Annotated in this window: 8 protein-coding genes; all 8 read right to left on the reverse strand. The window is 34.7% G+C overall.

Annotated features, from left to right (window positions below; translation table 11 throughout):
* Positions 1-17: 17 nt before the first annotated feature.
* Complete coding sequence (locus BLT30_RS08775) at positions 18-1,466, reverse strand: flippase (protein WP_089873199.1); 1,449 nt, start codon at positions 1,464-1,466, stop codon at positions 18-20.
* 19 nt (positions 1,467-1,485) lie between these two features.
* Positions 1,486-3,843 (reverse strand): GumC family protein, encoded by a 2,358-nt coding sequence (locus tag BLT30_RS08780; protein WP_089873200.1) that lies wholly within the window; start codon positions 3,841-3,843, stop codon positions 1,486-1,488.
* 254 nt (positions 3,844-4,097) lie between these two features.
* A complete protein-coding gene (locus tag BLT30_RS08785) occupies positions 4,098-4,880 on the reverse strand; it encodes a polysaccharide biosynthesis/export family protein (RefSeq protein WP_089873201.1) in 783 nt (260 codons plus the stop codon).
* Positions 4,881-4,928: 48 nt separating this feature from the next.
* Positions 4,929-6,860 carry a polysaccharide biosynthesis protein gene (locus tag BLT30_RS08790; RefSeq protein ID WP_089873202.1) on the reverse strand — a complete coding sequence of 644 codons (1,932 nt, stop codon included), beginning with the start codon at positions 6,858-6,860 and terminating at the stop codon, positions 4,929-4,931.
* 19 nt (positions 6,861-6,879) lie between these two features.
* Positions 6,880-8,013 (reverse strand): DegT/DnrJ/EryC1/StrS family aminotransferase, encoded by a 1,134-nt coding sequence (locus BLT30_RS08795; RefSeq protein ID WP_089873203.1) that lies wholly within the window; start codon positions 8,011-8,013, stop codon positions 6,880-6,882.
* A gap of 203 nt (positions 8,014-8,216) precedes the next feature.
* A complete protein-coding gene (locus tag BLT30_RS08800) occupies positions 8,217-8,792 on the reverse strand; it encodes a sugar transferase (protein WP_089873204.1) in 576 nt (191 codons plus the stop codon).
* 102 nt (positions 8,793-8,894) lie between these two features.
* Positions 8,895-9,209: a hypothetical protein gene (locus BLT30_RS08805; protein ID WP_089873205.1), complete on the reverse strand. Its 315-nt coding sequence runs from the start codon at positions 9,207-9,209 to the stop codon at positions 8,895-8,897.
* Positions 9,210-9,317: 108 nt separating this feature from the next.
* Positions 9,318-15,362, reverse strand: a complete 6,045-nt coding sequence (locus BLT30_RS08810; protein ID WP_089873206.1) for an Ig-like domain-containing protein — start codon at positions 15,360-15,362, stop codon at positions 9,318-9,320.
* Positions 15,363-15,434 lie beyond the last annotated feature (72 nt).

Consider the following 15,434-nt stretch of genomic DNA (forward strand, 5'->3'; position numbering starts at 1 on the left):
TAATATTTGATAATAATTTATTTTTTTAAATTAATTATTTTTAATGTTTTATGAAAAGATGAAATGAAAAATTCATTCTTAAGAAAAAACAATTGTATAATCATAAAATATGACCCAACAATCAAACCGGCAATTGACAAATTAATAAATGGTGAGAATTTTAAATTATACTTCAAAAGTAAACATAATAAAATTGCAGGAATTGACCATAAAACATTAATTGCCAATTTTTTATATGGGAAGTTGACTTTTATGAATTTATGTACAAAATACTGGCTCGATGCTAAAACAACGCACTCACTTATGAACCACACTATAGATGAACCAATACTCTTGAACAATGGTACCAAAAGTAGATTCAGAGCTATTCCGGCGCAAGCTCCGATAACAGAATTAATAAATATCGCTTTATCTTTTTGGAGTGGTGTTAGAATTTGTAATACAAGTATTTGTTCATATCCAATTATAATCATAAGAGGCATCATGATCCTCATAGGCACAATGGCCCCTTCGTAGCCATCGCCTGCGATAATTTGTATAATTTCTGGAGAAAAAGCAATTGCTAAGATACATATTGGTATAGAAAAACCAAATAATAGATCTTGAGATCTAACGATCATATCTTTGAACTCATCCATTTTACCTTCACCTAAAAGAGAGCTCATTCTTGGTAACATCACATTTGTAAATGCTGTGTACAATGCCAGAAGAATGGTATATAATTTTGATGCTGTTGTATAATATCCGACTTCTGTACTGCCAGAGGAAAAGCCTAAAAAAATAATATTGAAGGAGATATACATGGACGTTAGTATTGCATATACACCTAAAACGATTACAGGCCTGCGATAGATTTTGAAATCAAAAGAAACATTCCGAATTTTAAAAAATCTTCTTGCAAACCAACAGTTCATGAAAGCATTGACAGTAATCATCAATGTTGTCAACATAAAATAGATATAATAATCTTCTGATTTTTTTACAAATAAAAAAATGCATAGGACATAAAATATTTTTACAATAATAGTTCTATTCGTAATGAATTTAAATTTTTCTAAGCCAGTGTACAACCATTCTATGAGCAAAAAATTAGAAATCAGTTTTATTACTCCCACATACATTAGTTCTTTGTGCTCATACAACTGGGGGATTGTATAGATAGCTACCATCAAAACTATAAGAGCAATGAAAGTTGTTATAGCATTCAGATAAAATAAAGATGAAAAAGTCTTTGCAATTTTGGACTCATCATCTTTTACGCGCGCAACTTCTCTAATCCCTACCACGGAAATACCCATCATAGAAATCAATATAAAATAATTGATTATACCATCTATAAAACCACAAATACCAACATTAGTAACACCCAACACACGGGATATATATGGGAAGACAAGTAATGGAAATATATAATTTGATACAGTAAGAATACTACTATATAAAAAATTCTTTTTAATACTTGACATAATTTATAATCAACAATAACTATTTAAAGAATTGCCACCACTTTTTCTCTTCAGCATGATATCCATAGCCATATTTGTTGCCATATCCAAAATTGGTTTTATGGACATCATTAAGGACAAAAGCAACATTTTTAATTTTTTTAGCCTCAATATTTTTATTGGCATAATCGATAAAACTTTTCTCCGTCACCTCAGATCTAGTCACATATATTGTAACATCAGCTACGTCTGCAATAATTAAGGAGTCTGTTACTAGCATTAGTGGTGCTGTATCTAAGATAATATATTGGTAGTCATCTTTTAAAGATTCTATCAGTTCTTCATATCTTCCATTCTGTAAAAGATCGGTAGGGTTAGGTGGTATGTTTCCAGAATAGATAAAATCGCAATCTTTGTTAAATCCACTTGGATGTATTATCGATTTTGGATCAGTAACATCTTCATACAAATATTCCGTCAATCCTTTTGTTCCTTTCATGGCTGGATTGTATCTCTGTAATTGAGGGTTTCTTATATCAGAACCTATAACCAAAACTTTATTTTTTGGAGATGCTAAAGTTAAAGAGAGATTCACAGAAACAAATGTTTTTCCTTCTCCTTTCACGGTAGATGTTACAAAAATCACTTTTGCTCTATCTCTCCTTTGCAACATATATTTGATATTAGTGACCAAGATTCTAAATGACTCAGCCAAAGGACTGACATCATTATGCTGAATAAGCTCATTTTCTTTGGTGGATAATCTAGGAATTTCTGCTAAGATAGATGTTGAAGTTAATTTTTCTAGATTATGTTTATCTATCAATTTATTGTTAAGTAATTCTTTCAGATAGATATATGCAAATGGTAAAACAGTACCTAACATTATAGCACCTAACAGAACAACCAGTTTTTTAGGCGAAACAGGTTTTTTAGAAGAGTATGCATAATCTACAACCCTTGCCTTGTCACCGGTCATTGCCATAGAAATAGCGGCTTCTTCTCTTTTTTGTAATAAAAGGAGGTAAAGATTTTCTTTGATCTGCTGTTGTCTTTCTATGCTACGGAACAATCTTTCCTGTCTTGGTACTTTTTGTATCTGATTGTTACTGTAAGAGTTTTCTCCTTGAATCTGATCTTTGGTGGCCTGCATCGTAATATTCGCTCTGGTAAGGCTTTCTTTAAGCGCATTTCTTATAGAATTCAAATCTTTTGTATTTTCAACGACAAGAGGATTTTCAAGCGTTGCATTTTCCAACATTCTACTTCTATCTATCACCAATTTGTTGTAGGCCGAAACATTGGACGTTGCTGCAGGGTTATCTAAACCAATATTAGTTGGTAAAACATGATAGTTATTTGTCTGTGAATTGATATAACCCAAAAGCATTTTACCCAATTCTATTTGCGTATCTAACTCCAAAACTTTTCTACGGGTTTCATTAGAAATCTGCAGATTGATTTTTGCTTCTGATGTAATATCTATAAGGTCATTATCGATTTTGAATTGTTCTTTCTCTGTTTCTACTGAACCCAGCTCATCAGATATAATTTTGATTCTTTCATCAATAAAATCCTTGGTTTTTTTAGATTCTATATTTTTATCCGTGATAGCATAATCATTATAGATTCTACTGAGACTGTTGAGAAAATCTTTTGCTTTGTCCTGGTTTGCTTCGTTGATACTTAATGCTATCACTGTTGCATCTTTATCCAACAAATCTACATCCAAAGATTTCTGAAAATCATCGACGATAGTTCCAAAATCCGAATAGGTAAAATACAGGTCATTAAGCTCCAATTTTTTGACTTTCTTTCTTTTGAAGTTTGGATTTTTGGTAATAATAAAGTTGGCGTATGGCAAGCTGATAAGTTTACCAAAAGCTGTATTGATAGGTTTTTTGAACTCTTTAGAATCTAAAGTAATTTTATCTCCGTTTATTTTGATATCAATTGGTTTTTTAGGTAATTCTTCATATTGTTTTTCGTTAACAACAAAGATATTGATAGGATTGGTATCATTAAAAAGTTCAACATCATAGAAAAATTCTCTAGAAAAAACAGAGGTTTTGAATTTTTGCTCTTTCACAACATCTTCTATGATCTTTTTTGATTTGAAAATCTCTACCTCATTCTCGATGCTATTAGTTCCCATTCCTGCGAAGCCTCCCAAACCTGACAATACGCCTAAATCTCCGGAAGCTGTTGACATTTTTTTGGCATCTTTTATAAATACAGAAGACTGTACTTTATATATTGGAACAGTTATTTTAATATAAATGACAGCCAGAACTAATGCTGCCAGAACACTGAATAGAAACCAATACCATTTTCTCACATATGGCTTTATTAAATCCTTTAAATTAATTACCTCTTCTTTGTTTTGTTCGTTACTCATCTCTAGTTAACTGTTATTCGTGGTTGTCATAATTTATTTTCATAAATTATGACTAAAAAAATTATTATTTTCCAGCAAAAGCTGTCTATGTATTTCTTTTATTTAAGAAAATATTTTGGTGATTACCTATCTATCCTTTCTAAAGATGCAAAATCTTATTTATTATAAATAAAAAATCAATGTGATATTGAGCCTGATTTTATTATAAATTATTTTTAATAAATTTTTAATTTCATCAAAAATCTTACAAAATCTTATCTGACGATAAGTGCCAAAACTCCCAAAACCACGGAAGCAATAGAAATCCAAATGGTGGTCGATGGCCCATAATTGGCCGAACTTTGTCTTGCTTTATTAGGGGAAACATAGATTACATCATTCTGTTTAACATAGTAATACGGAGAATTGATAAATTCTGCATCTGTTAGATCAATATAATGTTTTGATGTAACACCATCCAAGTTTCTTATCAATAGAACATTCTGGCGTTTTCCATAGATTGTAAGATCACCGGCCATCCCAATCACATTTAAGATTGTTGTAGGTTGACCATCCGGAATGGGAATAATCCCGGTTCTATTGACCTCTCCCAGAACTGTTACTTTAAAATTAGTGGTTTTGATATTGACCGTAGGGTTTACAATATATTTTGTAATTTTCTCTTTGAGCTCCGCTCTGAACTGTTCTACTGTAAAATTCTTTGTACTCAAGGTTCCCAGAATAGGAAAATCGATATTACCATTGCTATCTACCAAATAGGTTGGATCGGCAGTGGTATTACGTGTTGGCATAGTAGAGAACTGAGACAAATCGGTAGAGTAATAATTCTGATTGAAGGGTTTTGCCACCTCATTATCTTTTGCCAGAACGGATATGAGCAATTGATCGCCAGGCTGAATCGTAGAATTATATCCTTGAATAGAAGTTTGTATAGCTACCTCTTCTATATTTTTCATATAATCAATATCATGCTTCGGTTTACAAGATATCACAAGGAGTAACAAAGGAAACCAAACAGATAGTAAATACTTCTTCATAATATTTTAAAGATAATTTTTATTACAGGTTTGCAAATATAGGCAAACTTATTTATCTAACGATTCGTAGATAGAATTATTGCTTTTAAATTCCTTTACAATGGATTTTAACACCCTTACTATTTCTTGTTTTTCTTCTTTTCTCGAAAATTCGATCACAAGTTCTGTCAATTCATCAATTTCTTCGAATAACATAGATGGATCCTTAGATATCATGATCTTTTCATGAGAAGTTGGCAATGTACGAGCATTATCACTTAAAAGCTCTTCGTATAGTTTTTCTCCAGGTCTTAATCCTGTATAAATGATCTTTATATCAATATCTGGTTCAAAGCCTGATAATTTTATCATTCTTTTTGCCAACTCCAATATTTTCACCGGATCTCCCATGTCGAAAACATAAATTTCACCACCAGATCCCATTGTTCCGGCATTCAATACCAATTCACATGCTTCGGCTATAGTCATAAAATATCTTACGATATCAGGATGCGTAATGGTTACAGGACCTCCTTTTTCGATCTGTCTTCGGAAATGAGGTATAACAGACCCATTGGATCCCAAAACATTTCCGAAACGGGTTGTAATGAATTTGGTAGTGTTCCCTTCCAAGTTTTGTAATGATTGTACAAAAAGTTCAGCAACCCTTTTAGAAGCCCCCATTACATTTGTAGGATTAACAGCTTTATCTGTGGAAACCATTACAAAACGGTTCACTTTATACTTATGGGAAAGTAACGCTAGATTTTTTGTGCCTAATACATTCACAAGTACTGCCTCATGTGGATTATCCTCTACCAAAGGAACATGTTTGTATGCAGCAGCATGATAGACCATGGAAAAACTATACTTGTTGAACAAAGGTTCCAAGCGAGTAATATTAGATATATCTGCTAAAATAAATTTGAAATTGATATGTGGGTAGGTCTCTTTCATCTCCAATTCTGTATCATAAAGGGGAGTTTCGGACTGATCCAAAATGATGATCTGCATTGGTTCCAGCAAAGCAACTTGTCTTACGATCTCCCTCCCAATGGATCCTGCACCCCCAGTCACTAAAACAGTCTTTTGGAAATGTCTTCTTTTAACTTCTACATTGTCCAGTTTAATTTGTTTTCTGTTCAAAAGGTCTTCTATCTGTATCGTCTTGATCTGACTGATCGTTTCTTTTCCTCGGAGTTTTTGTAAACTTGGAGCTTTATAGATTTTAATATTATGTTCCAGAAGCAAATTTACCCAAAAATCCAACTCTTCTTTTTGCAAAGCCTCTTTGATGACCAGTACGCCATCTACTTCTTTCTTCCCCGTATTGAGACTATTGATAAAATTAGCTTTGGTGGCAATGTTTTTATCTAATAACTTTATACTTACTCTTCTATCATTATAGGATATAAAACCTTTGATATCAAAAGGTAAGTTAGGGTTAGAAAGAATTACCTGAGCAATGGCTACAGATGTATCATCATCTCCTAAAATATAGATTTTTTTTCTACTTGCGCTCCTTTTGTTTTCTTTGATCACATTAAAAAAACCTTTCACACAAAGTCTGAAAACAAAGAGAAAAACAGAAGACAGAGCAAAATAAAATCCTAAAAAAGGTATAAGTATGGCTTTTTCATTGGAACTGAAATAATATGTATAGTTTACAATTACTATCGTCAGAACACAGCAGAGATTTGCAAAGAATAATTTGAAAAGGTCAACAAAGGTGGAATGTCTTATAACCCCCAAATATGTTTTGAATATATACATATACAAAACATTGGTTGATAAAATAAACAAAAACACATACCGCAAAGGAAAGGCCCGATAATGTTTTACCTCCAATCCCATTATCAAAAGATGGGATATAAAGAGAGAAACGAGGATAATTAATATATCAATAAATAAAATAACCCATCTTGGCAAAAACTTTAAATCTATGAGATCTAATACATTGTCATTAAGCGAAAATTTTTTAAGATCTTTGACCTTTTCCATTCTGTTTGGTAAGTTATTTTTAAAATTGAAAATTATTTATTACATCTTTTATTCTTTTTTTATCATCAATCGTAAGGTTAGAACCAGAGGGTAAGCATAATCCTCTGTCAAACAAATCCTCAGCAATTTTTTCTCCGTAATACGGGCAATCTTTAAAAACTGGTTGAAGATGCATGGGTTTCCACAATGGGCGTGTTTCTATATTCTTTTCAGCAAAGGCATTCATTAGATCATGATTGGTCTTCGTCGTCAAATTTTTATTTAAAGTAATGCTGGTAAGCCAGTGATTGGAATAGAGATCCGAATTAGCTTCCGAGAAAACAGTTACGGCATCTATACCAGAAAATAGCTCTTTATAAAATTCATGATTAGCCCTTCTCTGAGTGACCCTATCCGACAAAACTTCCATTTGTCCTCTGCCAATTCCTGCGGAAATATTACTAAGTCTGTAATTATATCCTATCTCTGAATGTTGATAATGTGGAGCATTGTCTCTTGCTTGCGTTGACAAGAAAATTGTTTTGTTCTTTTGTTCTTTCGTACCGGCCACCAACGCTCCTCCTCCAGATGTAGTGATGATCTTATTTCCATTAAAAGACAAAATAGCAAACTCTCCGAAAGTACCACACATCTTGCCCTTGTAGCTAGAGCCTAAAGACTCTGCGCTATCCTCAACCAATGGGATCTCATATCTATTACAAATCTCCATGATATCATCCATCAATGCCGGCATTCCATAAAGGTGGACAACGATCACCGCTTTCGGTCTTTTACCTTTTTTAATTCTATCCTGAATAGCTTGTTCCAAAAATATTGGAGACATGTTCCAATTGGTTTCATCAGAATCGACAAAAACAGGATTTGCGCCAAGATATTTGATAGGATTTGCAGATGCCGAAAATGTAAAAGATTGACAAATGACCTCATCATCAATACCAACACCTAATTGAACCAATGCTAAATGCAAAGCTGCCGTACCAGAACTAAGAGCTCCTACATATTTATCGCCTCCAATAAAATTTTCTATAGCGATCTCAAACTCATCTACATTTTTCCCCAATGGCGCTACCCAGTTATGTTCAAACGCCTCTTGAATATATTTCATTTCTCCTCCTCCCATGTGGGGAGATGACAGCCAAATTTTAGACTCCACTAGTATTATTTATTATATAATTTACAATATTATTTATGCCCGTCATGTAAGTTTAAAATTTAAAAGATTTATTAAACTTTGACAAAGTTAACACAAAAAAACATTTAATTTTTAATATAATTTAACATTTTTAGAATATTACGTATTCTTAAAAAAACGAGAATTTATGCTACTTTTTAAGATCAGTATTAAAAGACTCTCAACTATAATTTAATGAATGTTTTCACAATGATCTTGATGTCCAATCCAAATGATCTTTTATAATAATAGTCAAGATTCATTTTGACCTTATCTGGAAAAATTATCTCGTCATTGTATTTTAATGGATCATTTTGTTTTAACAACAAGGACTCTTCATCTGCATACTTTATACTGGCAAGACTTGTAATTCCGGGTTTCAAATCTAAAATTTTTCTATTCTCTCCTTCCAACAGGTCATAATATCCTGCCACATCAGGCCTGGGTCCCACAAAACTCATATTACCTAACAGCACATTTAGAAGTTGTGGCAACTCATCAACTTTATACGTCCTGAGGAAGCGCCCTATATATGATATTTTTTCTTTTTTGGGATGAATTGTTTTCAGTTTAAAAATAGTGAATACTTTACCATATTGACCAATCCTTTCCTGAAGAAAAAAACCATTTGAAAATGTATCTACTGAAGAAAGCACAAAGCCGATAATAATTACCCAGCCAAAGAAAAAGAGTGCCAGTAAAGAAAAAACAATATCAAAAATACGTTTAATTAACAAATAACCCTTAAGATCATTATCCATAGAAAATTCTAGTATTTTTAAAAGCAGGTCAAAGATTAATTACTTGTGGATACCTATCAAATAAAATAAATCCGAAATTCATGAATTCCGGATTTGTGTTATTTAAATATTGATTTTTTTATTTTTCCTCTGATAATAAAATACCAATCCCAAACTACCTATCAACAAAAAAGGTAGATACCCATCAATTGGAACTGGTTCACCTGGGTTACCAGGACCTATTGATTCTGTAGGAGAATCAGATGTATCTGTATTAGGATCGAATGTCTGAACCGACTCACTTTGAGCAGTAGCATTCAAATCTCGAGAAGATTCATTTCCAACTTTGGACTGTTCCTGGTCAAACACATTGTCTTTAAATTGGGCTAAAGACATAACACTCAGGGACAGATATATTAAAGCTAAATATTTTTTCATTTGCAGTTTAAAAATAGATACATTTTTCAGGTTGTAAATATATAAAAAAATCTTAAAAATTTATAAACATCTCTATATTAATTAATATTAATGTCTATTATATTCAAATTATTTAATGATTTTATGTGTTTTTGTTTCTCCGGCGTTTTCCACTTTCAACACATAAACCCCATTGGAAACATCATTCATGTCAATCTTGATCATTGTTTCTGGAGTTTTGAAAGCTCTTATCATTCTCCCAGATGTATCATACATTTCCACTTTGCCCAGTTTTTTGGTTGATTTGACAACATAAGAATTGCCATCTCTATATACTGTAAAATCTGATCTCGTGGAAATATTTGTACCAAGAACATCTTGATTCTTATAAACCAGCTCAAATCTAGAATCATCTATACCTTTACTTGCGCTGAATGTGTAATCTTTCTCCATCAAGTCCGTATAAGTATTCGCAAGTTTATCATGCAAATATACCTTCTGTGCCGAACTGAAAATACCTTCCTTATTTCCAAGTCCTATTTTATAGGTTCCATTGGTTGAATATTTAGTTCCCAGAGGAATAATGTCCTCAACATCTAACACATTTCTGCCTTGGATCTGAAGTTTATGCGCATCCAGTTTTGTATAGAATGAATCATCCCCTACTGTCAACAGATCTGCATCATAATCTGCATCATACTGGTTGGTGGCCGCAGCAATATGCGCAACAAGAATAGTATTCACAACATTTTCTGGAGAAATAAGCTTCACCCAATAACGGTCAATTCCATTTTCTGCAGTTTTGTTATTGTTATAAAAATGCCCTGTATTATTATTGGTTCTAATGCTATTATCAAACTTCAACGTTCCGGTAATAGGAGCGCTTCCTGTAGGCGCTGTTCCTTTCATCTCAACAATAAAACCCTGAGCTACTTTTATAAATTCATTTGGCGTCGGAGTACCCGTCGTTGTATCTATTCCCGTAGCAGGTGTTCCTCCGGAAAGTGTAATAGTTGCATAGTTATTACCAGAATAGTTAGAACCTGCTTGAGTGGTTACAGTAGTTATATTGGTCCAGAACCAAGCTTTGGCATTGATCAGGTCACTGTTTTTTGTACCATTGCCTTGATCCAAATTATAGAATTTGATAAAGTCTATATTTGATGGATATGGATTTCCAATCAGATTGTATCCATGTGTATAAGTATTGGCACCACTTGTGGTATTTTTAGACTTCTGAATAGCAATAGTGATATCACCATTATTAGGGGAACCAACAAATTTCAAAGTATTGTCTGTCGTAAGAGTAGAAATATCATATGAATCCTTGCCTCTTATTGCATATCCTTTGGCGTTCAAAAAGTTAGCATCTGCCGTAGCAACAAAAGTATCATTAGGTTCCTTATACTGATATATCCTGTTGTTTGGTGTACCTTCTGAGAAGCCTCCAATTGTATATAATGGACCAGATGCTCCTCCAGATGTATTAAGCAATACCTGATTTTGTACCGGCGAACTCCAATAAGTATAATCTTTCTGACGCATCTTCACATCTCTTTTCGCATATATATTCCCCGTATTTACAGCATTAGGATTATCTTGCAACAATACCGCATCACTTTCCAGCACAAGATTATCATTGCTGGCGTTGTTTGTGATATTGATTGCATCGGTAACTTTCAAAGAACTGTTAGCTGAGATTGTAGTTTTACCTGTTGCTGCTATTATCAAATGGCTGGTTTCAGCATTAGTATCAATAACAACCGTTTTACCTGCAGGGATATTAGCACACTTGCTATTATCCGGAATTTGGTTAGGATACCAGTTGTTGGCGTTGTTCCAGCTATTATCAACATTACCTGTAAATTCCCTCTTATTTTTTGTAACATTTACAACCGCTGTTTTATCACAGGTTCCTAATGTCGCTTTCGCCGTGTAAGCTTGGGTTCCATTTGGTGCGGCGTATAATGTTGTAGTAAAATCACCTGCGCTATAAGGTGTTGTTAAAGCGGCATCTGTGTATAATCCCGTAGCTGGAGTCCAAGATACCTGCTGGACATCTGTTGTTCCATTTAATTTAAAATCAGGGCGTGCACTATATGAATATGAAACACTTGTAGCTGATGCGACTGCCGCTGCTGTTGCAGCATCAACTCTATAAACAATGGTAGATTGATAAGTTGTAGGACTATTATACTGAGCCACCAAATTTGCAGTTACACCAGTAATATTATTTGAAAATGTTGTTTCAATAATGACATTATCAGTTCCATTCCATACAAAAGGCGTGCTAAAAGTATGCGTATTTGTGTAACCTACTGTCGGAGTAAAGCTAGAAGGTGAAACAACCTGAGTCAGACCAGCTTGGAAAGATGTCAATGTATTTAATGTAGTAGTGCCTATACTTACTTGAAAACTGTTGCAAGAGGTTACTGTTGATCCCCAGTTCGCACCAAGCGAAACAACAGGAAACTGGATATTTGTAATTTTAGACCCATTAGAATAACCAGCACTTGTAAGTTCAGAGGCTCTAATTAACATCTGCATTCTTTGTCCTCCATAATACAATGTATAAGGTGCTGGGAATGCCGTACTTGTTGTTGTGTTATTTGTTGCCACCTGTGTTCCGAATGCATATTGATTACTAACAGGGGTTACTCCTCCTGCTGCTTCTAATTTCACATAGTCTGTTGTACAGGCATCACCACCTGCTGGAGATGTTGTTGTTGCAACAGACACGGCAGTAGGTGCAGGATTAATTGTAGCAGTTACCAAAGTTCTGGTTTCTGATTCACATCCATTATATGCAACCACATAATAATTGGTTGTTGCAGAAATGGAAGGCGTAACCCAAACATTAGTATTAGATGTTCCCACAAGTGTTCCTCCCGTAAGCGCAGAATACCATCTATATTCTGTTATAGCAGCTCCAGTAGTGCTTCCGTTGGCCGTTAATGATACAGCGCCCGTACCACAATTACTTCCAGCAACCACAGATGCAACCTTGGGAGGAATATTTCCATTAAATTCATCTGCCCCAATATCAGGTGCTGTTGCCGACCTTGCGTCGTTATCAATATCCTTCGTGATAGTTGCTATTGGTGTTCCTGCGCTTTCCAAAGCAGTACAAGTGGAACTTACTATATGTAAATCTGTAGCAGATACAAATGGTGGTAATGAATTAATAGAGTTAGAATCTTTCCCCGTAGCTATTTGCCAAGCTGCCAATGTAGCTTGTACAGCACCCAGATAACCTACACTCCCTACAGAATAATAATCATTATTATTAATATTGTTATACACAGTATTTGCTGCAGCTGAATAAACCGCATATCTACTACCAACCGTAGCATAGTTATAAAATATATTGTTTCTAATATCCAAATTAGAAGTGCCACTACTAACCAGAAGTCCTGTACTTGCCGCTCCTGTAGATACTTGAGTAGAAGAATTGATAGAAACCGAATTATTATAAATATTGAATCCTCCTCCGGAACCTACCCAAATCCCAACAGCCGCAAAATAGCCAGTATAACCAACTCCTTTGACATCATAAATAAAATTATTATAAACGGAAACATTAGATGATGAGCTAGTTGATTCTAGATATATACCATTCCCAGAATAACCAGCACTATTATCGCCATTAGCAACATCTGATATCTTATTACCATAAATAGATCCATTACTCACAGTTCCATAGGCTTCTATAGCGCTAACGCTAGAACTATTAGCATTATTAGCAAATATTCCGGAAATAATATTGTTATTTATAGTGAAATCTTTAGCATTATAAAGGTCTACACCAAAATAATGAGCTCTAGAATTAGTAGAGGAGCCAATAATGTTACCAGTAATTGTCCAACCCGTATCTAAAGAAGCACCTCCATAAGTTCCGAAACCTATGAAAGAACCAGTGATTGTACAGTTTTGTACAGTATTATATGCATTATCTGTTTCTGATGCGGTGGAAATACTTGTTGTACTTGAAGATACAATTCCTCCCGCAGTTGTTACACGTGAATTACCATTAATAATCATGTTTTTAATCGTATTATGAGTCGCTCCATCGCTTGCAGAAGCTGTTGCGACCCATACAACCACCGACGATGTACCTGTATTATTATTTGTAATGGTCAAATTTTTAGTTGTTCCTCCCACTGTATTACTGCCGTCAATAATAACATAATCAGCTCCATTTAATTTCAAGATAGCTGCAGCATTTGAACCTGTAATATTTGTAGTTACACCATTTGCTGGTTTTATGGTAAGTGTGTTGGCCGCGCTAGTCCCGGAAATACTTGGTATCACTATTGGAAACGTTTCCGAAGCAGATGTATAAGTACTATTTAAGGATAAAGTCGTCGCCTGAGTAATTCCACAAACCGAAAGATCCGTGATAGCCGCAGTTAATGTCGGATAAAGGCTACCAGGAGTTGTTGTACTTCCCCCTATTGAAATCACCGAACTGAAAGATGGACATGCATTCGTAGCCGCGTTCGTCTGTGTCGCCGATGCAGAATACAGAGGTCCAGCGGAACAGCTTGTATTATTATAAGAGAAAACAAAATAATAATACGTTGTTCCTGATGATAATCCTGATGATGTCCAACTACCCGCCGTTGTTCCCACATATTCTATATAACCATTGGATGCAACAGATATATTAGCTCCCACTGTATAAGTAACTCCTCCTGACAAAGATGGCAAAGATGAGGATGTAGAACGTACAACGACATAACCTGTAGGTGCTGGAGAACTGCTTGTAGCCGTAAAGCTACCAGTAACAGAAGTAATACCTGCTGCGGTAGAAGTAGCTGATGCAGCAAGCGAAGCAGGGGCTGCACAAACAGGAATAAAATTACCTGTGAGATAGGTACTGTCACAACTACCATTATTTGCTTTTATTCTATAATAATAAGTTGTTGCAGCGTTTGAGAATGTAATACTTTGTGCCGTAGAAGTCCCTGCATTAAACGGAGAACCCGGAATAGCCGTGGTATAACCTGAATCCGTATAAACCTCCACAGTATAGTTAATTGTTCCCGCAGAGCCACCAGCCACTGATGCAACCCAATTAACAGTGGCGGAATTACTGGTAATACTAGTAACAGGGGTGGTCGCTGCTGTTGGGGCGGCTACACAAGTCATCTTATTTCCAGTCAAGGGAGATGCAGTCAAATAATATGGCGCCCCTGTACAAGAATTATTATAGGAAAATACATAATAATAATATCTTGTATTGCTAGTTAAACTGGAATCCGTAAAAGATGTGGCGGTCGAGTTCTGCACCACATAGGTACCTGTTCCCAATACGGTAGAACCCACTGCATATGTTGTCCCATTGACTGGTGTTGGTGCAGTTGCGCTTGTGCTTCTTACTATCATGTACCCACTTGGAGTATTAGGACTTGAAACACCAGTAAAGGATCCTGCGATAGAAGTTGCTGAAGTTGTTCCGAAAGAAAGAGCAGTTGGCTGAGCCGATGGTGTTGTACATGCTGCGACATTTTCAAAAACCAATTGCATTTGATTTCTATAGTTAACCCGTGTTCCCGTCAAGATAATACTTGCCGGATCCGGATTAGTAGTATCATCTTGATAATAAATAGAAGAATTGGTTGTCGGACTAGGAGAAGTAGGTGTGAAAATCCTAAAATGATTAGTACTTGTAGAGTAAAATCCTGCCGCATTCTCATCAACAGCAACCACGAGATTATCCGTATTGTTATATGGAAAGGCTGTTGTTAATGCTATCTCCATCCATCCAGCAGAAGGTGACGCAGATACTGTTCCCGAGTAAACTTGTGTCATACCACTAGCTAAAATCCAATCGGTATTAGATGTAAAACTAGTTTTTGTAGTATGCCCCAAATAAATTGTCCAGTTATTAGAATTGGTCAACACAGTCCCATTAGAATAAAATCTAAGCTTTGTTATTGACATTCCACTGGTATTGATTTCGGCCTTGGGAATGATCTGTTCCGAAAATGAATATCCATAAAATGGTACTACAGGAAGTTTACCTCCAACATTAGTTCCGCTTCCAATTGTAACCGTCGTCTGTGCCTGTATCAACGTCATGAAAGAAACAAGTACATAAACCAAAGCAATTTTAAAATTTAAAAAGCAAGAAAACGCTCTCTCTGTGAATAGAGTAAATTTTTTCATCATAGGATTGTGTTTTTTAATTTTAAACAAATCTTCTAAAAACGAAGAATAATATCAACAAACAAAAATATAATT

Source organism: Epilithonimonas hungarica (assembly GCF_900102265.1).
GTDB lineage: Bacteria > Bacteroidota > Bacteroidia > Flavobacteriales > Weeksellaceae > Epilithonimonas > Epilithonimonas hungarica.